Origin of the sequence: Streptomyces sp. NBC_00425 (assembly GCF_036030735.1) — a bacterium.
Lineage (GTDB): Bacteria > Actinomycetota > Actinomycetes > Streptomycetales > Streptomycetaceae > Streptomyces.
The window spans coordinates 6,407,100-6,428,691 of sequence record NZ_CP107928.1; the positions used below are offsets into that span (position 1 = coordinate 6,407,100).

The 21,592-nt window shown below is 74.2% G+C and carries 19 protein-coding genes; 15 read left to right on the forward strand and 4 right to left on the reverse strand.

Annotated features, from left to right (window positions below; genetic code table 11):
• The first annotated feature begins 245 nt into the window (after positions 1–245).
• The 3 genes from OHS82_RS27965 to hemW all read left to right on the forward strand — a co-directional run bounded on the left by OHS82_RS27965 (position 246) and on the right by hemW (position 5,134).
• The gene (locus OHS82_RS27965; RefSeq protein ID WP_057574707.1) at positions 246–2,303 is read left to right on the forward strand and encodes a SpoIIE family protein phosphatase; all 2,058 of its coding nucleotides are present in this window, start codon (positions 246–248) and stop codon (positions 2,301–2,303) included.
• A 270-nt stretch (positions 2,304–2,573) separates the two neighbouring features.
• On the forward strand, positions 2,574–3,815 hold the full coding sequence (locus OHS82_RS27970; RefSeq protein ID WP_328434759.1) for a Dyp-type peroxidase: 1,242 nt from the start codon (positions 2,574–2,576) through the stop codon (positions 3,813–3,815).
• 86 nt (positions 3,816–3,901) lie between these two features.
• Entirely contained in the window at positions 3,902–5,134 is a 1,233-nt protein-coding gene (hemW, locus tag OHS82_RS27975; protein ID WP_057574709.1) for a radical SAM family heme chaperone HemW, read from the forward strand.
• Between the two features lie 199 nt (positions 5,135–5,333).
• Here the strand turns inward: hemW and OHS82_RS27980 are convergent, their stop codons facing one another.
• The gene (locus tag OHS82_RS27980) at positions 5,334–6,143 is read right to left on the reverse strand and encodes a DUF3097 domain-containing protein (protein ID WP_057574710.1); all 810 of its coding nucleotides are present in this window, start codon (positions 6,141–6,143) and stop codon (positions 5,334–5,336) included.
• A gap of 33 nt (positions 6,144–6,176) precedes the next feature.
• Positions 6,177–6,905, reverse strand: a complete 729-nt coding sequence (locus OHS82_RS27985; protein ID WP_057574711.1) for an MBL fold metallo-hydrolase — start codon at positions 6,903–6,905, stop codon at positions 6,177–6,179.
• A 161-nt stretch (positions 6,906–7,066) separates the two neighbouring features.
• Here OHS82_RS27985 and hrcA point away from each other — a divergent pair, with 161 nt between their 5' ends.
• From hrcA to OHS82_RS28010, 5 genes are all read left to right on the forward strand, one after another.
• Complete coding sequence (gene hrcA / locus OHS82_RS27990; protein ID WP_057574712.1) at positions 7,067–8,083, forward strand: heat-inducible transcriptional repressor HrcA; 1,017 nt, start codon at positions 7,067–7,069, stop codon at positions 8,081–8,083.
• Entirely contained in the window at positions 8,084–9,220 is a 1,137-nt protein-coding gene (gene dnaJ, locus OHS82_RS27995; protein ID WP_057574713.1) for a molecular chaperone DnaJ, read from the forward strand.
• A gap of 199 nt (positions 9,221–9,419) precedes the next feature.
• Positions 9,420–10,556, forward strand: coding sequence for a nitronate monooxygenase (locus OHS82_RS28000; RefSeq protein ID WP_057574714.1), 1,137 nt, complete (start codon positions 9,420–9,422; stop codon positions 10,554–10,556).
• Positions 10,553–11,299, forward strand: a complete 747-nt coding sequence (locus OHS82_RS28005) for a 16S rRNA (uracil(1498)-N(3))-methyltransferase (RefSeq protein WP_057574715.1) — start codon at positions 10,553–10,555, stop codon at positions 11,297–11,299. Before OHS82_RS28000 ends, OHS82_RS28005 begins: the two co-directional genes overlap by 4 nt.
• Before the next feature lie 79 nt (positions 11,300–11,378).
• Positions 11,379–11,771: a VOC family protein gene (locus OHS82_RS28010; protein WP_057574716.1), complete on the forward strand. Its 393-nt coding sequence runs from the start codon at positions 11,379–11,381 to the stop codon at positions 11,769–11,771.
• On the opposite strand, the gene OHS82_RS28015 is transcribed toward OHS82_RS28010, so the two are convergent.
• A complete protein-coding gene (locus tag OHS82_RS28015) occupies positions 11,713–12,108 on the reverse strand; it encodes a hypothetical protein (protein WP_079040912.1) in 396 nt (131 codons plus the stop codon). The genes OHS82_RS28010 and OHS82_RS28015 overlap by 59 nt on opposite strands.
• Positions 12,109–12,184: 76 nt before the next feature.
• On the opposite strand from OHS82_RS28015, the gene OHS82_RS28020 reads away from it, so the two are divergent.
• From OHS82_RS28020 to OHS82_RS28040, 5 genes are all read left to right on the forward strand, one after another.
• The gene (locus OHS82_RS28020; protein WP_057574717.1) at positions 12,185–12,676 is read left to right on the forward strand and encodes a hypothetical protein; all 492 of its coding nucleotides are present in this window, start codon (positions 12,185–12,187) and stop codon (positions 12,674–12,676) included.
• Between the two features lie 45 nt (positions 12,677–12,721).
• The gene (locus tag OHS82_RS28025; protein WP_057574718.1) at positions 12,722–15,958 is read left to right on the forward strand and encodes a S41 family peptidase; all 3,237 of its coding nucleotides are present in this window, start codon (positions 12,722–12,724) and stop codon (positions 15,956–15,958) included.
• Positions 15,959–16,061: 103 nt separating this feature from the next.
• Positions 16,062–16,415: a histidine triad nucleotide-binding protein gene (locus OHS82_RS28030; RefSeq protein ID WP_057574719.1), complete on the forward strand. Its 354-nt coding sequence runs from the start codon at positions 16,062–16,064 to the stop codon at positions 16,413–16,415.
• Positions 16,416–16,421: 6 nt separating this feature from the next.
• Entirely contained in the window at positions 16,422–17,330 is a 909-nt protein-coding gene (locus OHS82_RS28035; protein ID WP_057574720.1) for a ribonuclease Z, read from the forward strand.
• A 20-nt stretch (positions 17,331–17,350) separates the two neighbouring features.
• Complete coding sequence (locus OHS82_RS28040; RefSeq protein WP_057574721.1) at positions 17,351–18,340, forward strand: adenosine deaminase; 990 nt, start codon at positions 17,351–17,353, stop codon at positions 18,338–18,340.
• A gap of 72 nt (positions 18,341–18,412) precedes the next feature.
• Here OHS82_RS28040 and OHS82_RS28045 read toward each other — a convergent pair whose 3' ends face one another.
• Entirely contained in the window at positions 18,413–19,195 is a 783-nt protein-coding gene (locus OHS82_RS28045; RefSeq protein ID WP_057574722.1) for an IclR family transcriptional regulator, read from the reverse strand.
• 105 nt (positions 19,196–19,300) lie between these two features.
• Here OHS82_RS28045 and OHS82_RS28050 point away from each other — a divergent pair, with 105 nt between their 5' ends.
• Positions 19,301–20,248 (forward strand): 5-dehydro-4-deoxyglucarate dehydratase, encoded by a 948-nt coding sequence (locus OHS82_RS28050; RefSeq protein ID WP_199863664.1) that lies wholly within the window; start codon positions 19,301–19,303, stop codon positions 20,246–20,248.
• Positions 20,245–21,534, forward strand: a complete 1,290-nt coding sequence (locus OHS82_RS28055; protein ID WP_057574723.1) for a glucarate dehydratase family protein — start codon at positions 20,245–20,247, stop codon at positions 21,532–21,534. Before OHS82_RS28050 ends, OHS82_RS28055 begins: the two co-directional genes overlap by 4 nt.
• The last annotated feature ends 58 nt before the right edge of the window (positions 21,535–21,592 follow it).

The following is a 21,592-nucleotide window of genomic DNA, read 5'->3' on the forward strand; positions in this document are numbered from 1 at the left end:
GGCGCGGATCCCGGCCGACGGCCGACGGGCGGCGCACATCGGCGCCACCGACACGAAGGGGAGGGGTGGAGTCCGTTTGTTCGGACTCCACCCCTCAATCGTGCGTCAACGTGCGTCATCGGACACACGCGTGCCCCCGCATAGCACGCTTCTCGCTTCGGACGGCCCACTTCGGTGACCCAGCGCTCATGGATGCAACCGGTCTGTCACCCTGGTGGGCATCCGTACCGCCCGGGGAGCAGCGCATGGGAGCCATTCCGACGCAACGGGAGACCCTCTCCCGGACCGGCGGCGCGCCCGCGCGCGCGAGTGGGCTCCCGCACACACGCGCGACCCTGGCCGGCAGCTCCCTCGCGCCCGGCGCGGCCCGCGACCTGGTCCGCGCGGCGCTGTCGGAGTGGGCCGGGACCGGCCTGCCCGGCGCCGTGAAGCTCCGTGAGCGCCTCGCCGAGGACGCGATACTCGTCGTCAGCGAGCTCGTCACGAACGCCGTGGTGCACGCCGGCACCGAGGTGGAGCTGGTGTGCCGGCTGGAGGCGGAGCCGGATCCGTCCGACGGCGGCCTCGCGATCGTCGTCGAGGTCTGCGACCGGCACCCCTCCCGCACCCCGCGCGACCACGCCCCCGACCCGCCCCACGGCACGCCGGAGCACGGCCGTGGCCTGCGTCTCGTCGCCACGCTGGCGGACGCCTGGGGCGTGACGTACCGCAGGGGGGCGAAGACGGTCTGGGCGCGGCTGCTGCCGACCGCCGACTCCGCCGAGCCGGGTTCCGCCGGCGGCGGCGTGGCACCGGCCGCCGAGGGGGTGGGCCGGCCCGCCGGCGTCGTGGGATTCACCGGCGACGCTCGCGCCGCGGACCCCGAGTGCGACGACGGCCAGGGCGACGATCACCGCCCCGACCCCGATTCCGGCCACAGTCGCAGCCACGGGTACGGCCACGGCTACGGCGACACCGATCTCACCGGTCTCCTCGACGCCCTCGCCCCCGAACCGGAGCCGAACGGCCGGGGCGAGCCCGACTGGCTCAACCGGGGCGCCCTCTCCTTCCTCGCCGAGGCGTCCGACCTGCTCGCCGGCCAGCTCGACGAGGACCTGGTCGCCGCGCTGACCGGCCAGCTTCTGGTGCCGCGGCTCGCCGACTGGTGCGCGGTGTGGCTGGAGGACGAGGTCAGCGGCCGCGGCGACTGGGCCGGCGGGCCGGGCCCGCGGCTGGCCCGGGTCTGGCACGGCAGCGAGAACCGCATCGAGGAGCTGCGCCGCGCCCTGGAGAAGGACCCGCCGTGCCCGCCCGACGGCGGCCCCCGCTCGGGGCCGGAGCCCTATCCCTGGCCCGCGACGGCCCTCGGCCCGCACGGCGCCGCCCTCGCCTACCGGTTGATCGCCGGCGGCCGGCCACTGGGCACCCTGGTCCTCGGGCGGGCCGGACCGGACGTCTTCCCCGACGAGGTCACCGGGCTCGTGGAGGATCTCGGCCGCCGGGTGGCGCTCGCCATCGGCGCGGCCCGTCAGTACGCCCGGCAGGCCACCATCAGCGCGGTTCTGCAGCGCGGGCTGCTGCCCGGCGCGGTCGCCCAGATCCCCGGGGTGTGCAGCGCCCTCGTCTACGAGCCCCGCGAGCAGGGCGGGCCCAGCGGCGACTTCTACGACCTGTTCCCGGCGGGTGACGGCCGCTGGTGCTTCGCCGTGGGGGACGTCCAGGGAAAGGGCCCGGAGGCGGCCGTCGTCATCGGCCTGGCGCGCCCCTGGCTGCGGCTGTTGGCCCGCGAGGGCTACGGCGTCGCCGACGTCCTGGACCGTCTCAACCAGCTCCTCCTCGACGACGCGACGGAGGCCGCCGACGCCGCCGCCCGCGCCTTCGTCGGCCCCGCCGGGCCCGGAGACGGCCCGCAGACCCGCTTCCTGTCGCTCCTGTACGGCGAGCTGGCGCCTTTCGAGGGCGGCGTCCGCTGCACCCTCGCCTCCGCCGGACACCCGCTGCCGCTGGTGCTCGGGCCGGACGGCGCGGTCGCCACGGCCGGACGCCCGCAGACCCTTCTCGGGGTCGTAGAGGACGTCGTCTACACCTGCGACAGCCTGGAGCTGCGGCCCGGCGACAGCCTGCTGTGCGTCACCGACGGCGTGACGGAGCGGCGCTCGGGACCGCGCCAGTTCGACGACGAGGACGGTCTCGCGACGGCGCTGGCGGGCTGCGCCGGACTGGACGCGGAGCTGATCGCGGAGCGGATCCGCCGGCTGGTGCACGAGTTCGGCGAGGAGCCGCCGGACGACGACCTCGCGCTGCTCGTGCTGCAGGCGCAGTAGCGGGCCGCTCGACGCGGGACGGCGAAGCGGGCAGGGAGCCGGTGCGGCGACGAGCCGTGACGACGGCGGCCCGGCGGCCCGGCGGCGGCAGCGACGGCCGCACGACGGGGCTGTCGCACGACGGGGCAGCGGTGGGGCTGCGAGGCGGAGACGCGGCGAAGCCGCCGCGGAGAACCGGGGATGCGCGAGGCGCAGACGCGGCGAAGACGACGGGCCGGGGCGGCGAGGGACGCGACCCGGGCGCAGTCCGCGCATGTATGGTCCCGTTTTGTGCCGAAGGCGACGAATGCCGTAGATGACACGCCCACCCGTCGAAGCGTCCTGATCGCCGGCGCGGGAATCGGGCTGACCGCGACCGCATGCACCCGCGAGGCCCGTCCGCCGGCGGGCGCGCCCGGGCCCGGGGCCCATGCGGCGCGCCGCCGCCAGGCCGGGGTGACCACCCCGCAACAGGCCACCGCCCTGATCCTGGCGTACGACCTCGATCCCGCCCTGCGCGGTGCGGCGGGCGCACGGGAGCTGAAGGCGGTGCTCGTGGAGTGGACCCGCGCCCTGGCTGAGGCCCAGGAGAGCCAGAACGCCCGGGAGGCCGACGGTGGTCGCGAGCCCCGCGAGACCCGCGAGCCCCGCGAGCCCCGCGAGCCCCGCGAGACCCAGGACGCCCGGGAGACCCAGGACGCCCGGGAGACCGACGGCGGTCGTGGGTCACGTCTCACCGCCACGGTCGGCGTCGGCCCCGGGCTGCCCGACCGCCTCGGTCTGCGCGCTCCCGACGCCCTGCGCGACCTGCCCTCCTTCCCCGGCGACCGGCTCGACCCCGCCCGCTGCGGCGGCGACGTGCTGGTGCAGCTGTGCGCCGACTCGGCCGACGCCACCGAGGCGACCGCGGCCGCACTGACCCGGCTGGCGGGGGACGCGCTGGTCCCGCGCTGGCGGCAGGCGGGCTTTCTGCCGCCCTCCCCGGACGGCGGCGGCACCCCGCGCGACCTGATCGGATTCAAGAACGGCAGCGCCAATCCGACCGCCGAGGAGTGCGAGCGCTGGGTGTGGTCGGGCGACGCGACCTACCTCGTCGTCCGGCGCGTCCACCTGCGGGTGGAGGACTTCGCCCGGCTCTCCGTACACCGTCAGGAGGAGGTCGTCGGCCGCCGCCGCGCGACCGGAGCCCCGCTGGAGGGCGGATCCGAGGACGACCCGGTCGACCCGCTCGCCAAGGACGCCCAGGGCCGGTACACCACGCCGCCGCGTTCGCACGTGCGCGCCGTGAGCCCCCGCCTCGACGACGGCGCCCGCATGCTGCGCCGCAGCTACTCCTACGCCGACGGCCCCACCGACCAGGGCCTGCTGTTCCTCGCCTTCATGCGGGACCCGGCGCTGTTCGCCCGGGTCCAGCGGCGCATGGCCGCACAGGACGACCTGACAGCGTTCACCCAGGCACGGGGCTCGGCGGTGGCGTACGTCCTGCCGGGCGCCGGTCCTGGACGTCCGCTGGGGGCGGAGCTGTTGGCCTGAGGCCGGCCCGGCCGCGGTCCCGGGCCCGCTCCGGCGATGACCCGTGCCGACGAGGGTTGCCACGGGCGTGCGGGACAATGGGCCGTATGCCTTCCGCACTCCCCGACGGTGAGCCGGTTCCCGGCGACGGCGCGCTCCCGGCGTCCGCGCTCGCCGGCGCCGCCGACCGCCCCCTCGGGTTCTATCTGCACGTTCCGTACTGCGCGACCCGCTGCGGGTACTGCGACTTCAACACCTACACCGCGACCGAGCTGCGCGGCACCGGCGGGGTCCTCGCCTCCCGCGACAACTACGCGGACACCGTGATCGACGAGATCCGGCTGGCCCGCAAGGTCCTCGGCGACGATCCGCGCGAGGTCCGCACGGTCTTCGTCGGCGGCGGCACGCCGACCCTGCTGGCCGCGTCCGACCTGGTACGGATGCTGGGCGCGGTCCGCGACGAGTTCGGCCTCGCGGCGGACGCCGAGGTGACGACCGAGGCCAACCCGGAGTCCGTCGACCCCGCCTATCTGACGGCCCTGCGCGAGGGCGGCTTCAACCGGGTCTCGTTCGGCATGCAGAGCGCGCGGCAGCACGTGCTGAAGGTCCTCGACCGCACGCACACCCCCGGCCGGCCCGAGCGGTGCGTGGCGGAGGCGCGGGCGGCGGGCTTCGACCACGTCAACCTGGACCTGATCTACGGCACCCCGGGCGAGTCGGACGACGACTGGCGGGCCTCGCTGGAGGCGGCCCTGGGCGCCGGACCCGACCACGTCAGCGCCTACGCCCTGATCGTCGAGGAGGGCACGCAACTGGCCCGCAGGATCCGCCGCGGCGAGGTCCCGATGACCGACGACGACGTGCACGCCGACCGCTATCTGATCGCGGACGAGGTGATGTCCGCGGCGGGCTACGACTGGTACGAGGTCTCCAACTGGGCCACCTCGCGGGCGGCCCGCTGCCTGCACAACGAGCTGTACTGGCGGGGCGCCGACTGGTGGGGCGCCGGGCCGGGCGCGCACTCGCACGTCGGCGGGGTGCGCTGGTGGAACGTCAAGCATCCGGGGGCGTACGCGGCGGCGCTGGCGGCGGGCCGCTCCCCGGGCGCGGGCCGGGAGCTGCTGTCCGACGAGGACCGCAGGGTGGAGCGGATCCTGCTGGAGCTGCGGCTGCGCGAGGGGGCGCCGCTCGACCTGCTCCGGCCGGCGGGGCTCACGGCGTCCCGCCGGGCGCTGGGGGAGGGGCTGCTGGAGCGCGGACCGTACGACGAGGGACGCGCGGTGCTCACGCTGCGCGGCCGGCTGCTGGCGGACGCGGTGGTACGGGACCTGGTGGACTGATCGCCCGGGGAGAGAACCGGGGCGCGAAGCGAGCCGCGGCCCGTGCTGACGGGCGAGCCGTGGACCGGGCGTACCAGCGAGCCGTGGACCGGGCGTACCAGCGAGCCGCGGTCCGGGCGGACGAGCCAGCCGTGGCCCGGGCGGACGAGCCAGCCGTGGCCCGGGTGTACCAGCGGGCCGTGGCTTGGGCATACGGGCGTCAGGCCCCGCCGTCCGTGACGAAGTCGATCAGTTCCTCCACGCGGCCGAGCAACTCCGGCTCCAGGTCCTTGTAGGAGCCGACCCGCTTCAGGATCGCCTGCCACACCGCCCCGGTGTTCTCCGACGGCCAGCCCAGCGCCCGGCACACTCCCGTCTTCCAGTCCTGGCCGTGCGGGACCCGCGGCCACCCCGCGATCCCCAGGGACGCCGGTTTCACGGCCTCCCAGATGTCGATGTACGGGTGGCCGACGACCAGTGCGTGCTCGCTGGTCACCGCCTGCGCGATGCGCCACTCCTTCGTCCCGGGCACCAGGTGGTCCACCAGGACGCCCAGCCGCGCGTCCGGGCCGGGGCCGAACTCGGCGACGATCGAGGGCAGGTCGTCCACCCCTTCCAGGTACTCCACGACCACGCCCTCGACGCGCAGGTCGTCGCCCCATACCTTCTCGACCAGCTCGGCGTCGTGCCGGCCCTCGACGTAGATACGGCCGGCGCGGGCGACACGCGCGCGGGCGCCGGGGACGGCGACCGAACCCGAGGCGGTGCGGGCGGGACGGGAGGGCCCCGCGGCGGGCCTCACCAGGGTCACCGCCCTGCCCTCCAGCAGGAAGCCGCGCGGCTCCAGCGGGAACACCCGGTGCTTGCCGAAGCGGTCCTCCAGGGTCACCGTGCCCGCCTCGCAGCGGATCACCGCGCCGCAGAAACCGGTGCCGGGCTCCTCCACCACCAGGCCGGGCTCCGCCGCGACCTCGGGAACCGGCGTCGGCTTCTTCCAGGGAGGGGTCAGGTCGGCGGAGTACTGGCGCATTCGGATGACGATAGGAGAATCCCCGGGGCGGGATTACGGCGACACGCCGAATCGCGTCGCCAGCGCGTCCCGCTGCGCCCGCACGAACGCCGCGTCCACCACGGCCCCGTGACCGGGCACGTACCGCGCGTCCTCGCCGCCGAGTTCGAGCAGCCGGTCCAGGGCGGCGGGCCAGCGCGACGGCACCGCGTCCGGGCCGGCCTGCGGATCGCCGGACTCCTCCACCAGGTCGCCGCAGAAGACCGTCTCGGGCTCGCCGGCCGCCGCACCCGGGACGAGGACCGCCAGATCATGGGCGGAGTGGGCGGGGCCCACGTTCGCCAGCAGGACCTGCCGGCCGGCGCCCAGGTCGAGCGTCCACTCCCCGGACACGAAATGGCGGGGCCGCACGAGTGTGTCCGCGGCCTCCGTCGCCGCCGCCTCGTCCACACCCTGCCGGACCGCGTCCTCCCGCAGCTCGTCGGCCGACACGGAGTCGATGCCCACCGCCCCGAACACCTCCGCGCCGGCGAACGCCGCCGCACCCAGCACATGGTCGAAATGGGGGTGTGTGAGCGCGAGATGGGTCACACGCCCGCCGGCGAGCCGCTCGGCCTGCGCCCGCAGCAGCGCCCCCTCCGCCAGCGTCGATCCGGCGTCGATCACCAGCGCCGTGCCCGCCCCGACGACCAGCCCCACCGTGCAGTCCCAGCCCGGCAGCCGGCACCTGCCCACCCCGGCCGCGACCCGCTCCCATCCCAGCTCTTCCCAAGTCATCGTCATACCGCGACGCTAGCTGCACGGTATCCGTGCCGGGGCCGACCTTGCCCCGGGTGTACCCCACAGCCGTACACTGGCCGGGGAACGCTGGCACTCGAATGTGAAGAGTGCCAACGGCGAGGGCCCAGGGGACTGGGGGACGACATTCTGGAGGTGTGCGCGCGATGCTGAGTGAACGCAGGCTCCAGGTGCTGCGCGCCATCGTCCAGGACTACGTCGGAACCGAGGAGCCGGTGGGGTCCAAGGCGCTCACCGAGCGGCACAACCTCGGCGTGTCCCCGGCGACGGTCCGCAACGACATGGCCGCCCTGGAGGACGAGGGGTACATCGCCCAGCCGCACACCAGCGCCGGGCGGATCCCCACGGACAAGGGCTACCGGCTCTTCGTCGACAAACTGGCCGGCGTCAAGCCGATGACCGGCCCCGAGCGGCGCGCCATCCAGAACTTCCTGGACGGCGCGGTCGACCTCGACGACGTCGTGGCGCGGACGGTACGGCTGCTCGCGCAGCTCACCCGGCAGGTCGCCGTCGTGCAGTACCCGTCCCTGACCCGTTCGACCGTGCGGCACGTGGAGCTCCTCTCCCTCGCGCCGGCACGCCTGATGCTGGTGCTGATCACGGACACCGGGCGGGTCGAGCAGCGGCTGGTGGACTGTCCGGCGCCCTTCGGGGAGTCCTCGCTGGCGGATCTGCGCGCGCGGCTGAACAGCCGGGTGGCGGGCCGCCGCTTCAGCGACGTGCCGCGTCTGGTGGAGGACCTGCCGGACGCCTTCGAGGCGGAGGACCGCGGCACGGTGACGACGGTGCTCTCCACGCTGCTGGAGACGCTCGTCGAAGAGAACGAGGAGCGGCTGATGATCGGCGGAACCGCCAATCTCACCCGCTTCGGACATGACTTTCCCCTCACCATCCGGCCCGTCCTGGAGGCCCTCGAGGAGCAGGTCGTGCTCCTCAAGCTCCTTGGCGAGGCGGGGGATTCGGGCATGACCGTACGCATCGGTCACGAGAACGCCTACGAGGGGCTCAACTCCACTTCCGTGGTGTCGGTCGGCTACGGTTCGGGCGGCGAGGCAGTCGCCAAACTCGGCGTGGTCGGACCGACCCGCATGGATTACCCGGGAACGATGGGAGCGGTACGAGCGGTGGCACGGTACGTCGGACAGATCCTGGCGGAGTCGTAAGTGGCCACGGACTACTACGCCGTCCTCGGCGTGCGCCGCGACGCGTCGCAGGAAGAGATCAAGAAGGCCTTCCGGAGGCTCGCGCGCGAGCTGCACCCGGACGTCAACCCGGATCCGAAGACCCAGGAGCGGTTCAAGGAGATCAACGCCGCCTACGAGGTGCTGTCGGACCCGCAGAAGAAGCAGGTCTACGACCTCGGGGGCGACCCGCTGTCCCAGGCGGGCGGCGGTGGCGCCGGCGGCTTCGGGGCGGGGGGCTTCGGCAACTTCTCCGACATCATGGACGCGTTCTTCGGCACGGCGTCGCAGCGCGGGCCCCGCTCGCGCACCCGGCGCGGCCAGGACGCGATGATCCGGCTGGAGATCGACCTCGAGGAGGCGGCCTTCGGCACCACGAAGGACCTCCAGGTCGACACGGCGATCGTCTGCACGACGTGCAGCGGCGAGGGCGCAGCCCCGGGCACCAGCGCCCAGACGTGTGACATGTGCCGCGGCCGCGGTGAGGTGTCGCAGGTGACCCGGTCCTTCCTGGGCCAGGTCATGACGTCGCGGCCGTGTCCGCAGTGCCAGGGCTTCGGCACCGTCGTGCCGACCCCGTGCCCCGAGTGCGCGGGCGACGGGCGCGTGCGCTCGCGTCGCACCCTGACGGTGAAGATCCCGGCAGGCGTCGACAACGGCACCCGGATCCAGCTGGCGGGCGAGGGCGAGGTCGGCCCCGGCGGCGGCCCCGCCGGCGACCTGTACGTGGAGATCCACGAGCTGCCGCACGCGCAGTTCCAGCGGCGCGGCGACGACCTGCACTGCACGGTGACCCTGCCGATGACGGCGGCGTCCCTGGGCACGAAGGTGCCCCTGGAGACGCTGGACGGCCTGGAGGAGGTCGACATCCGGCCCGGCACCCAGTCCGGCCAGTCGATCCCGCTGCACAGCCGGGGCGTCACGCATCTGCGCGGCGGCGGGCGCGGCGACCTCATCGTGCACGTCGAGGTGCAGACCCCGACGAAGCTGGATCCCGAGCAGGAGCGGCTGCTGCGGGAGCTGGCGAAGCTGCGGGGCGAGGAGCGGCCCACGGGGCAGTTCCAGCCCGGACAGCAGGGACTGTTCTCGCGGCTCAAGGACGCGTTCAACGGGCGGTGACGGTGGGGGTGCGGCGGGCTGCTTCATCGCCCCCGCCGCCCCTTCCCTTCCCGTCCTCGGGGGCTGCGCCCCCGACCCCCCCCGCTTTTCGGCCCCGAAAGGGCCTCGTCCTCAAGCGTCGGACGGGCTGACGGTGACACCGGATGCCGAGGGGAAGGGTCGATTCGGACTTGTCCTGAGGACGTGACAACATGCCGCCATGTCCTCCGCGCTGACCGGTCTCCTCCCTCACCCGATCGTGCAGGCCCCCATGGCGGGCGGTGTCTCCGTCCCGCAGCTCGTGGCCGCCGTGTCCGAGGCGGGCGGGCTCGGATTCCTCGCGGCCGGGTACAAGACGGCCGACGGCATGTACCAGGACATCAAACAGCTGCGGAGCCTCACCGGCCGCCCGTTCGGCGTGAACCTCTTCATGCCGCAGCCCGAGTACCCCGGTGCGAGCACCGGCTCCACCGGAGTGGCCCAGGCCGCGCTCCCCGCTGCCGGCGCCGTCGAGGTCTACGCCGACCAGCTCGCCGGTGAGGCCGTCTGGTACGACACCGAGCTCGGAGATCCGGACAGCGGCCGCGACGACGGGTACGACGCCAAGCTCGCGGTGCTGCTGGACAACCCGGTGCCGGCGGTGTCCTTCCACTTCGGCGTGCCGAGCGCCGAGGCGCTGGAGTCGCTGCGCCGCGCGGGAACGTTCACGCTGGTCACGGCGACCACCGCGGAGGAGGCCCTCGCGGTGGAGCGGGCCGGCGCGGACGCGGTGGTCGTGCAGGGCGTGGAGGCCGGCGGACACCAGGGCAGCCACCGGGACAACCCCGAGAACGACGGCTGCGGCATCGGTCTGCTCTCCCTGGTCGCCCAGGTCCGCGAGTCCGTGAACCTGCCGGTCGTGGCCGCCGGCGGCATCATGCGCGGCAGCCAGATCGCCGCGGTCCTCGCGGCCGGCGCGAGCGCGGCCCAGCTGGGCACCGCGTTCCTCGCCACCCCCGAGTCCGGTGCGCACGCCGTGCACAAGCAGGCGCTGACCAACCCCCTGTTCGTGCGCACCGAGCTGACCCGCGCCTTCTCCGGCCGCCCGGCCCGCGGCCTGGTCAACCGCTTCCTGCGCGAGCACGGCCCGTACGCGCCCGCCGCCTACCCGGAGGTGCACCACCTCACGGTGCCGCTGCGCAAGGCGGCGGCCAAGGCGGGGGACGCCCAGGGGATGGCGCTGTGGGCGGGGCAGGGCCACCGGATGGCCCGCGAACTGCCCGCCGGACGACTGGTGGAGGTACTGGTGAACGAACTCGCCGCGGCGCGGACAGCGTTGTCACAGGGCTTCACGGCCGGTGAGGGCGGCGCCCGATGACCGCCCCCGTCTTCGTCGTCGACGAACTCCCGCACGGTCGAGCCGAGTTCGTGCTGGACGGACCCGAGGGTCGGCACGCCGTCTCGGTGAAGCGGCTGCGGGCCGGAGAGGACGTCGTCCTCACCGACGGCGCCGGACGCTGGGCGCGGGCCGAGGTCGTCGCCGCCGAGGGCAAGGACCGGCTGGTCGTGCGGCTGGGCGAGACCGTCGAGGAGCCCGTCGAGACGCCCCGGGTCACCGTCGTGCAGGCGCTGCCCAAGGGCGACCGGGGCGAGCTGGCCGTCGAGACGATGACCGAGACCGGCGTCGACAAGATCGTGCCGTGGGCGGCCGCGCGCTGCATCACCCAGTGGAGGGGCGAGCGCGGCGCCAAGGCGCTCGCCAAGTGGCGGGCCACCGCCCGCGAGGCCGGCAAGCAGTCCCGCCGGGTCCGCTTCCCCGAGGTCGCGGAGGCGTCGACCGCCCGCCAGGTGGCCGCGCTGCTGGCCCGGGCCGACTTCGCCGCCGTCCTGCACGAGGACCGCGACTACGGCAGCGAGCCGCTGGCCGCCGCCGAACTCCCCGCCGAGGGCGAGATCGTGCTCGTCGTGGGGCCCGAAGGGGGTGTGTCGCCCGAGGAGTTGGCGCTCTTCGAGGAGGCGGGCGCGAAGGCGTACCGGCTCGGCCGGAGCGTGCTGCGCACCTCGACCGCCGGCACGGCGGCCGCGGCCCTCGTCCTGGGCCGCACCGGCCGCTGGTCCTGACCGTCCGTCCGCCCGCTCGTACGGCGCCCCGTCCGTCCGCCCGTCCGTCCGCCCGTCCGTCCGCCCTTCGGAGGTTTTCGTGGAACTCGTCCAAGTCAGGCTGCTGGTGAGGGACTTCCCCCTCTGCTATCGCTTCTACTCCGACGTCCTCGGGCTGAAGCCGCAGTCGGGCGCGGAGCAGGGGCCGTACGAGAAGTTCAGCCCCGCCACCGGGTCGGCGGGCATCGCGATCCAGGACCGCGCGATGATGGCGGAGGTGCTCGGGGAGCTGGGCGACGCGGCGAACGGGCACCGTTCCCTCGTGGTGCTGCGCGTCGACGACCTGGACTCCTACTGCGCGGGCGTCACCGCCCGGGGCGCCGCCCTGATCCACGGCCCCGCCCCGATGACCGACCGCATGCGCGTCGCCCATCTCAAGGACCCGGAGGGGAACCTGGTGGAGCTTCAGGAATGGCTGCTGCTGCGCAGCTGAGCGCGACCGCGGTGAACAGCTCCCAGCCGTCCAACTCCCCGTCCAGGGGCAGCAGTCCCCGCCGGACGGCCTCGTCGACGAAGGCGCGCACCACACCGGGTTCGTGCAGGTTGAGATGATGGCGGCGATCGCCCACCCCGCCGCTGTGCGCCCCGTATCCGCCGCCGCCCGAAGAGCGCCCCTCGCCGTCCCGGAAGACGATGCGGGTGCGCAGACCGTCCCGGTGCAGGGTGAGGATCTCCCGGCACGGCTGCCCGTCCCCGTGGCGGTGCCGGACCGTCCACCCGTAGACGGTCGTCCCGTCGACGACGAGGGTTCTGTGACGCCTGCCGCTCATGCGCCCACGGTATCCGCGCGGAACGTGACCGCATACGGGCTACCGCACCGCGCGCCCGAGTGGCACGCTGCCGTCCATGGGGGCATTGAGACGTAATCGGCTGCTTCCGGCGGTGGCGGTCGCGGTCGCGGCGGTAGGCGTCGTGGCCTGCGAGCCGGGCGGACTGAGCACCATGTCCGTGGCGCACACCACCGACGAGGCCGCGACGGCCGAGATCCAGCGACGGCACGTGGACGTGCGCTGGCTGACCTGCACAGCTCAGTACAAGGACGAGAAGAAGGCGGCCGCCGTCGCCACCGTCGACTGCCGGGGCAAGACCTCCGACGGACGCGACATCACGGTCGAGGGCCGGATCACGCGGGCGGTCGACGGGGCCTGTGTGCGGGGGGATCTCACCGCGGTCGTCGGCCGGAAGCAGCTGTTCCGGGTGAGCGGGCTCGGCGACTGCAAGTCCGCGACGCCGTCGCCGGTCAAGCCGTCCGGTTCCGCCGCGCCCGGCGCCCGGCCGACCGTCACCGTGACGGTCACCGTCACCGAGACCGTCGGCTCGGGCGGCGTGGGGAAGTGACCGAAACCCCTGACCAGCGGGCCCGGCGATGCATACAGTGATCCGGTGACCCAGTCCGCGACGCCTGCCGCGTATCTCAGATTCCCGCACCTGCACGGCGAATTGGCGGCCTTCGTCGCCGAGGACGACGTGTGGCTCGCGCCCCTCGACGGCGGCCGCGCCTGGCGGGTCAGCTCCGACAACGTGCCGGTCTCCTCGCCGCGCATCTCGCCCGACGGCGCAACCGTCGCCTGGACGTCCACCCGTGACGGCGCGCCCGAGGTGCACATCGCCCCCGTCGACGGCGGGCCCTCGACCCGGCTGACGTACTGGGGCAACGCGCAGACCCGGGTGCGTGGCTGGACCCCGGACGGCCGGGTCCTCGCCGTCAGCACCTACGACCAGGCGACCCTGCGGCGCAGCTGGGCCCGTGCCGTCCCCGTCGACGGCGGACCGGCGACGACCCTGCCGTACGGGCCGGTCGGCACGGTCGCCCACGGCCCGCACACCGTGCTGCTGTCCGCGTCGATGGGCCGCGAGGCCGCGCACTGGAAGCGCTACCGGGGCGGCACCGCGGGCAAGCTGTGGATCGACCGGGAGGGCGACGGGGACTTCGTCCGCCTGCACGAGGAGCTCGACGGCAACATCGAGTGCCCGGTGTGGGCCGGGGACCGTATCGCGTTCCTCTCCGACCACGAGGGCACGGGCGCGCTGTACTCCTCCCTCGCCGACGGCTCCGACCTGCGCCGGCACACGCCGCACGGGGGCGTCTCCCGCCCGGGCGAGGCCGAGGGCGGGGGCGGCTTCTACGCACGCCAGGCCGCCGGCGACGGCACCCGGATCGTGTACATGTCCGCGGGCGAGCTGTGGCTGCTCGACGACCTCGACGGGGCCGAACCGCGCCGCCTCGACGTCCGGCTCGGCGGCCAGCGCACCGACCGCCGCCCCTACCCGGTCGCCGCCTCCCGGTGGCTGGGCGGGGCCGCGCCCGACCACACCGCGCGCGGCAGCGCCGTCGAGGTGCGCGGCGCCGTCCACTGGGTCACCCACCGGTCCGGGCCCGCCCGGGCGCTCGCCGCCGAACCCGGCGTGCGGGCCCGGCTGCCGCGCACCTTCCGCACGGAGGGGGAGGAGTGGGCGGTGTGGGTGACCGACGCCGAGGGGGAGGACGCGCTGGAGTTCGCCCCGGCGACCGGCGCGGCCCCCGGCGCCACCCCGCGCCGGCTCGCCGCCGGACGGCTCGGCCGGGTCCTCGAGCTCGCCATGGCGCCCGACGGCAGCCGGGCCGCGGTCGCCGCGCACGACGGACGGCTGCTGCTCGTCGAGCGGGAGACCGGAGAGGTCCGCGAGGTCGACAGCAGCCCCGACGGCGAGGTGTCCGACCTGGTCTTCTCCCCGGACTCGGCCTGGCTCGCCTGGTCGCACCCCGGGCCGCGGCCGCTCAGCCAGCTCAAGCTTGCCAACGTCACCGACCTGTCGGTCACCGAGGCGACCCCGCTGCGCTTCCGCGACTACGCGCCGGCCTTCACCCTCGACGGCAGGCACCTCGCGTTCCTCTCCACACGCGCCTTCGACCCGGTCTACGACGAGCACGTCTTCGACCTCTCCTTCGTGGCCGGCGCCCGCCCGCACCTCATCACGCTCGCGGCGACCACTCCCTCGCCCTTCGGACCGCAGCGGCACGGCAAGCCGTTCGAGGCTCCCGACAAGGAGGAGACGCCCGACAGCGAGGGCACCCCGACCACCCGTATCGACCTCGAGGGCCTCGCCGACCGGATAGTGCCCTTCCCGGTCGAGGCCGGCCGCTACTCCGGGCTGGCCGCGGCGAAGGACGGCGTGCTGTGGCTGCGGCATCCCGTGCACGGCGTCCTCGGGGCCTCCCGCGCCACCCCGGACGACCCCGGCCCCGACACCGAGCTGGAGCGCTACGACCTCGTCCACCTGCGCATCGAGCACCTCGCGTCGGACGCCGACCGCTTCGAGGTCAGCGGCGACGGCAAGCGGCTGCTGCTGTGGACCGACGGCAAGCTCAAGGTCGTCCCCAGCGACCGGCGCGCCTCCGGCGACGAGGACAGCGACAGCAACGTCACCGTCGACCTCGGCCGGATCCGCAGGGTCGTGGACCCGTCCGCCGAGTGGCGGCAGATGTACGACGAGACCGGCCGGATCATGCGGGACAACTTCTGGCGGCCCGACCTCGGCGGCGTCGACTGGGACGGCGTCCTCGACCGCTACCGGCCCGTGCTGGAGCGGGTCGCGACCCACGACGACCTCGTCGACCTGCTGTGGGAGCTGCACGGCGAGCTCGGCACCTCGCACGCCTACGTCTCACCGCGCGGCGGCCACCGCGGGGGCGCCCGGCAGGGCCTGCTCGGCGCGGACCTCTCCCGTCACGCGGACGGCAGTTGGCGCATCGACCGAGTGCTGCCCTCGGAGACCTCCGACCCCGACGCCCGCTCCCCGCTCGCCGCGCCCGGCGTCGCGGTGCGGGCCGGCGACGCGATCGTCGCCGTCGGCGGGCAGCCGGTGGACCCGGTCACCGGGCCCGGGCCGCTGCTGGTCGGCACGGCCGGCAAGGTCGTCGAGCTGACGGTGTCGCCGTCCGGCGGGGGCGAGCCGCGGCACGCCGTCGTCGTCCCCGTCGCCGACGAGGAGGCGCTGCGCTACCACGCGTGGGTCGCGGACCGGCGGGCGTACGTGCACGAGGCGTCGGGCGGCCGGCTGGGCTATCTGCACGTGCCCGACATGCAGGCGCCGGGCTGGGCGCAGATCCACCGCGACCTGCGGGTCGAGGTGGCCCGCGAGGGCCTGGTCGTGGACGTCCGGGAGAACCGCGGCGGCCACACCTCCCAGCTGGTCGTCGAGAAGCTCGCCCGGCGCATCGTCGGCTGGGACGTGCCGCGCGGCATGCGGGCGTCCAGCTATCCGGAGGACGCGCCGCGGGGCCCCGTGGTCGCCGTCGCCAACGAGTTCTCCGGGTCGGACGGGGACATCGTCAACGCGGCGATCAAGGCGCTCGGCATCGGGCCGGTGGTCGGGACGCGCACCTGGGGCGGGACGGTCGGGATCGACAGCCGCTACCGGCTGGTCGACGGAACGCTCGTCACGCAGCCCAAGTACGCCATCTGGCTGGAGGGTTACGGGTGGGGCGTGGAGAACCACGGCGTCGATCCCGACATCGAGGTGGTGTGCGCTCCCCAGGACCACGCGGCCGCCCGCGACGTCCAGCTCGACGCGGCGGTGGCGTCGGCGCTGGCCTCGCTGGAAGCCACGCCCGCGAAGGTTCCGCCCGTGCTGCCCTGACCGGGGTCGCGGCCCGCGCCGGGGGCGCCCGCACGGGCCGGGGCGACGCGGTCGCCCCGCTAACATGCCCCCGTACTGATCAACCGGCTGAGGAGGAACCCGCATGGCAGGGGAAGCGCAGGACGACTGTCTGTTCTGCAAGATCGTCGCGGGGACCATTCCGGCGACGATCGTGCGGGAGACCGAAACGACCGTCGCCTTCCGGGACATCAACCCCCAGGCGCCCACCCACGTCCTGGTGATCCCGAAGGCGCACCACGAGAACGCCGCCGCCCTCGCGGCCGCCGACCCGGCCCTCACCGCCGACGTGCTGCGCGAAGCCCAGGCGGTGGCCGACGAGGACAAGCTGGACAGCTACCGCGTCGTCTTCAACACCGGCGCGGGCGCCGGCCAGACCGTGTTCCACGTGCACGCGCACGTCCTCGGCGGCCGCGGTCTGCACTGGCCCCCCGGGTAGGCCGCCGTGTCCGTACGCGAACTGGTGGTCCTCGGCACCGCCAGCCAGGTGCCCACCCGGCACCGCAACCACAACGGCTATCTGCTGCGCTGGGACGGCGAGGGCCTCCTCTTCGACCCGGGCGAGGGCACCCAGCGCCAGATGCTGCGCGCCGGGGTCGCCGCGCACGACATCCACCGGATCTGCGTCACCCACTTCCACGGCGACCACTCCCTCGGCCTCGCGGGCGTCATCCAGCGCATCAACCTGGACCAGGTGCCGCATCCGGTCACCGCCCACTACCCGCGCTCGGGGCAGCGGTTCTTCGAGCGGCTGCGCTATTCCACCGCCTACCGCGAGACCGTCGGCATCACCGAGGCGCCGGTCGACGCGGACGGGCCGCTCGCCACCGCCGCCGCCTACCGGCTGGAGACCGCCAGGCTCTCGCATCCGGTGGAGTCCTACGGCTACCGCGTCGTCGAGCCCGACGGCCGCCGCATGCTGCCCGAGCGGCTCGCCGCGCACGGCATCGGCGGACCCGACGTCGGCCGGATCCAGCGGGAGGGGGCGATCGGCGGGGTCTCGCTCGACGACGTCAGCGAGGTCCGCCGCGGACAGCGGTTCGCGTTCGTCATGGACACCCGGCTGTGCGACGGCGTGCACGCCCTCGCCGAGGGCGCCGACCTGCTCGTCATCGAGTCGACCTTCCTCGACGAGGACGAGCGGCTCGCCGTGGACCACGGTCATCTGACCGCCGGTCAGGCCGCCCGGGTCGCCCGGGACGCCGGGGTGCGGCATCTGGTCCTCACCCACTTCAGCCAGCGATACTCCGAGAGTGGGGGAGAGTTCGAGCGGCAGGCGCGGGCCGCCGGGTTCGACGGCGAGCTGACCGTCGCCCACGACCTGCTGCGGATCCCGGTTCCGAAACGGCGGTGAAGCGGCCGTACCATGCTTTGATGCCCCTCCCCAAAGCCGAACTGCACCTGCACATCGAAGGAACCCTGGAGCCGGAGCTGGCCTTCGAGCTGGCCGCCCGCAACGGGGTCGCGCTGCCCTACGCCGACACCGACGAGCTTCGTGAGGCGTACCGGTTCGAGGACCTGCAGTCCTTCCTGAACCTGTACTACGAGCTCATGACGGTGTTGCGCACCGAGCGGGACTTCGAGGATCTCGCCGAGGCGTATCTCACCCGGGCCGCCGCGCAGGGCGTGCGGCACGCGGAGATCTTCTTCGACCCGCAGGCGCACCTCGCCCGCGGGGTGGACATGGGCACGGTGGTGGAGGGGCTGTGGCGGGCGCTGGGCCGTAGCGAGGCCGCCCACGGGATCTCCACCCGGCTGATCCTGTGCTTCCTGCGCGACGAGTCCGCCGAGTCTGCCCTGGCGACGCTGGACGCGGCGAAGCCCCACCTCGACCGGATCATCGGCGTCGGCCTGGACTCGGCCGAGGTCGGGCACCCGCCGGTGAAGTTCCGCGAGGTCTACGAGGCCGCCGCCGCGCTCGGACTGCGGCGGGTCGCGCACGCCGGCGAGGAGGGCCCGCCGGAGTACATCACGCAGGCCCTCGACGTCCTCGGAGTCGAGCGCGTCGACCACGGGCTGCGCTGCATGGAGGACCCGGCGCTGGTGGAGCGGCTGGTGCGGGAGCGGATCCCGCTGACCCTGTGTCCGCTGTCCAACGTGCGGCTGCGGACCGTCGACGTGCTGGCGGAGCATCCGCTGCCGGCCATGCTGGACGCCGGGCTGCTCTGCACGGTCAACTCCGACGACCCCGCCTACTTCGGCGGTTACGCCGGCGACAACTTCGACGCCGTGCGCACCGCCCTGGGCCTGGACGAGGAACGGCTGCGCGAGCTGGCCCGCAACTCCTTCCTCGCCTCGTTCCTGGAGGACGACGAGGAGCGGCGGGCGCGCTGTCTCGCCGAGGTGGACGCCTACGTCTTCTGAACCGGCCTTCTCCGTTCCGGCTCCGGCGCTCCCCGTGCGCCGGCGCCGGTCGGCCGCGAGGTTCTTCGTGCGTCAACGCCAGTCGGCGGCGCCCGCGGAACCCGGCGCGGTCGCCTCGATCTTCGCCCTGATCTCCCGCATCACCGACACGATCCGCTCCTCGTGCTCCGGCGTCAGCCGGCCCACCGGCACCGAGCAGCTGATCGCGTCCTGGGCGGGAGTGTCGTAGCGCAGGGCGAAACCGAAGCCGACGATGCCGAGGACGCCCTCCTCGCGGTCCACGGAGTGACCGCGCGCCCGTATCCGCTCGAGGTCCGCCAGCAGCGCCCGCCTGCTGGTGTGCGAGTGCGGGGTCAGCGCCTCGTAGGGCCCCTCGGGCAGCTCCTCGTCCGGCCGCTGGGCCAGCAGGGCCTTGCCGAGCGCGCCGACGTGCGCGGGGAGCCGCCTGCCGACCCGGCTGATCGTGCGCAGGTATTCGTGCGACTCGCGTGTCGCCAGATACGCGACCCCCCGGCCGTCCAGCCGCCCCAAGTGGATCGTCTCGCCCAGCGCCTCGGACGCCTCGTCGAGGAAGGGGCGCACCAGCCGCACCCGTGGGTCGGAGTCGAGGTAGCTCGTGCCCGTCAGCAGGGCGTGGATGCCGATGCCGTAGAGGGACCCGGTGACGTCGGTGCGCACCCAGCCGCGGCCGATCAGGGTCTGCAGCAGCGCGTACATCGAGCTGCGCGGCACCCCCAGCTCGTCCGCGAGCTCCTGCAGCCGTGCGGGCCGGTCGCCGCGCGCCGCGAGCAGTTCCAGCAGCTCGACCGTCCGCGCCGCGGACTTCACCTCCCGGACGCCCCCTGTCTCCGACATGAGCCGATCGTAAGCGCGGGCCCCGCTCCATTGACGCCTGGCGTTCGTGTATCTAACCTCCATCTGCATACATGGATGACGTCTACATAGGGAGATGGCAGGGAGATGACGAGGGTGAGCCCCGACCAGGACACGGTCCGACGCCTGCGGGACGGCATGGCGCAGGGAGTGCTGTCGTTCCCGCTCACGAGCTTCCACGACGACGGCTCCCTCGACCCCGACGGCTTCCGCGCGCACGTCGCCGGCCGGCTCGCCGCCGTCCCCGGCGCCCTCTTCCCCGCCTGCGGCACCGGCGAGTTCTTCTCCCTCGACGAGGACGAGTACCGGCAGGTGGTGACGATCGCCGTGGCGGAGGCGGCCGGCCGGGTGCCCGTCGTCGCCGGCGTCGGCTACGGCTGGGCCCAGGCCGCCCGCTTCGCGCGCATCGCCGAGGAGGCCGGCGCCGACGCCCTCCTCGTCCTCCCGCACTACCTCGTCGCCGCCCCGCAGGACGGCCTCGTCGCCCAGCTGGAGCAGATCGCCGCCCGCACCCCGCTGCCCCTCATCGCCTACCAGCGCGGCCAGGTCGCGTTCACCGTCGCCTCCTTGAGACGCATCGCCGCCCTGCCGACCGTCGTCGGCCTCAAGGACGGTCACAGCGACCTCGACCGCCTCCAGCGGCTCACCCTCGCCGCCCCCGAGGGCTTCCTCTTCTTCAACGGCGCGGCCACCGCCGAGATCCAGGCCCGCGCCTACGCCGCCGTCGGCGTCCCCGCCTACTCCTCCGCCGTCCACGCCTTCGCCCCGGAGATCGCGAACGCCTTCTTCGCCGCCGCGCGCGACGGGGACGACAAGACGGTGGACCGGCTGCTGCGCGACTTCTACGTCCCGTTCGTCGAACTGCGCGACCGGGTGCCCGGATACGCAGTGTCGCTGGTGAAGGCCGCCGCCCGGCTGCGCGGCCGACGCGTCGGCCCGGTCCGCGCCCCGCTCACCGACCCCTCGCCCGCCGACCTCGACGAGCTCCGGACCCTCCTGACCGCCGGCCTCGACCTCGTAGGAGCCGCCCTGTGAACCTCACGATCGCCGACGTCCGCCTCACCCCGATCCTGGTCGCCGACCCGCCCCTGCTCAACACCCAGGGCGTGCACCAGCCGTACACCCCCCGGCTGATCGTCGAGGTCGTCACCGCCGACGGGACCACCGGCATCGGCGAGACGTACGGCGACACCAAGTACCTGGAACTCGCCCGCCCTTACGCCGCGAAAGTGATCGGACGTCAGATCTGCGACCTGAACGGCCTGTTCACGCTCGCCGACGAGGTCGACGTCGACGGCTCCCGGATCTTCGGGCAGGTGGACGTCGGCGGGCTGCGCGGCGTCCAGACCGCCGACAAGCTGCGCCTGTCCGTGGTGTCCGCCTTCGAGGTCGCCTGCCTCGACGCCCTCGGCAAGGCGCTCGGCCTGCCCGTGCACGCCCTGCTCGGCGGCAAGGTGCGCGACGCCGTCGAGTACAGCGCCTACCTCTTCTACAAGTGGGCCGGCCACCCCGACGGGGTGCCCGCGGAGAAGGACGACTGGGGCGCCGCCGTCGACCCGGCGGGAGTCGTCGAACAGGCGCGCCGCTTCACCGAGCGCTACGGCTTCACCTCCTTCAAGCTCAAGGGCGGCGTCTTCCCGCCCCAGGAGGAGATCGCCGCCGTCCGCGCCCTGGCCGAGGCCTTCCCCGGCCGCCCGCTGCGCCTGGACCCCAACGGCGCCTGGTCCGTCGAGACCTCGCTGAAGGTGGCCGAGGAGATCGGAGGGCTCCTCGAGTACCTGGAGGACCCGGCGCTCGGCACCCCGGCGATGGCCGAGGTCGCCGCGCGGACCGACGTCCCGCTCGCCACCAACATGTGCGTGACGACGTTCGCCGAGATCAAGGAGGCCTTCAGCCGCGACGCCGTCCAGGTCGTCCTCTCCGACCACCACTACTGGGGCGGGCTGCGCAACACCCAGCAACTCGCCGCGCTCTGCCGGACGTTCGGCGTCGGCGTCTCCATGCACTCCAACACCCATCTGGGCATCTCGCTGGCCGCCATGACCCACGTGGCGTCCACCGTCCCGAACCTCCGCCACGCCTGCGACTCCCACTACCCCTGGCAGTCGGAGGACGTCCTCACCCAACGGCTGACCTTCGACGACGGCAAGGTCACGGTGTCCGACGCGCCCGGACTCGGCGTCGAACTCGACCCCGACCGGCTCGCGTTCCTCCACCGGCGCTGGCTCGACGACGACGGCGCCCTGCGCGACCGCGACGACGCGGCGGCGATGCGCGTGGCCGACCCGGGCTGGGAGACGCCCGCCGTGCCCCGCTGGTGACCGGAGCCCCCGCGCGGGAAGCGGGACGCGTCACGGGACCGCCGACCGCGCCGGGCGG

What these genes read in the sequence shown, in the direction of transcription:
- OHS82_RS27965 (WP_057574707.1), top strand. Translation starts at nt 246, where the DNA reads ATGGGAGCCATTCCGACGCAACGGGAGACCCTCTCCCGGACCGGCGGC.
- hemW (WP_057574709.1), top strand. Translation starts at nt 3,902, where the DNA reads ATGCCTTCCGCACTCCCCGACGGTGAGCCGGTTCCCGGCGACGGCGCG.
- OHS82_RS27980 (WP_057574710.1), bottom strand. Translation starts at nt 6,143, where the DNA reads ATGCGCCAGTACTCCGCCGACCTGACCCCTCCCTGGAAGAAGCCGACG.
- OHS82_RS27985 (WP_057574711.1), bottom strand. Translation starts at nt 6,905, where the DNA reads ATGACGATGACTTGGGAAGAGCTGGGATGGGAGCGGGTCGCGGCCGGG.
- hrcA (WP_057574712.1), top strand. Translation starts at nt 7,067, where the DNA reads ATGCTGAGTGAACGCAGGCTCCAGGTGCTGCGCGCCATCGTCCAGGAC.
- OHS82_RS28000 (WP_057574714.1), top strand. Translation starts at nt 9,420, where the DNA reads ATGTCCTCCGCGCTGACCGGTCTCCTCCCTCACCCGATCGTGCAGGCC.
- OHS82_RS28005 (WP_057574715.1), top strand. Translation starts at nt 10,553, where the DNA reads ATGACCGCCCCCGTCTTCGTCGTCGACGAACTCCCGCACGGTCGAGCC.
- OHS82_RS28015 (WP_079040912.1), bottom strand. Translation starts at nt 12,108, where the DNA reads ATGAGCGGCAGGCGTCACAGAACCCTCGTCGTCGACGGGACGACCGTC.
- OHS82_RS28020 (WP_057574717.1), top strand. Translation starts at nt 12,185, where the DNA reads ATGGGGGCATTGAGACGTAATCGGCTGCTTCCGGCGGTGGCGGTCGCG.
- OHS82_RS28030 (WP_057574719.1), top strand. Translation starts at nt 16,062, where the DNA reads ATGGCAGGGGAAGCGCAGGACGACTGTCTGTTCTGCAAGATCGTCGCG.
- OHS82_RS28040 (WP_057574721.1), top strand. Translation starts at nt 17,351, where the DNA reads ATGCCCCTCCCCAAAGCCGAACTGCACCTGCACATCGAAGGAACCCTG.
- OHS82_RS28045 (WP_057574722.1), bottom strand. Translation starts at nt 19,195, where the DNA reads ATGTCGGAGACAGGGGGCGTCCGGGAGGTGAAGTCCGCGGCGCGGACG.
- OHS82_RS28050 (WP_199863664.1), top strand. Translation starts at nt 19,301, where the DNA reads ATGACGAGGGTGAGCCCCGACCAGGACACGGTCCGACGCCTGCGGGAC.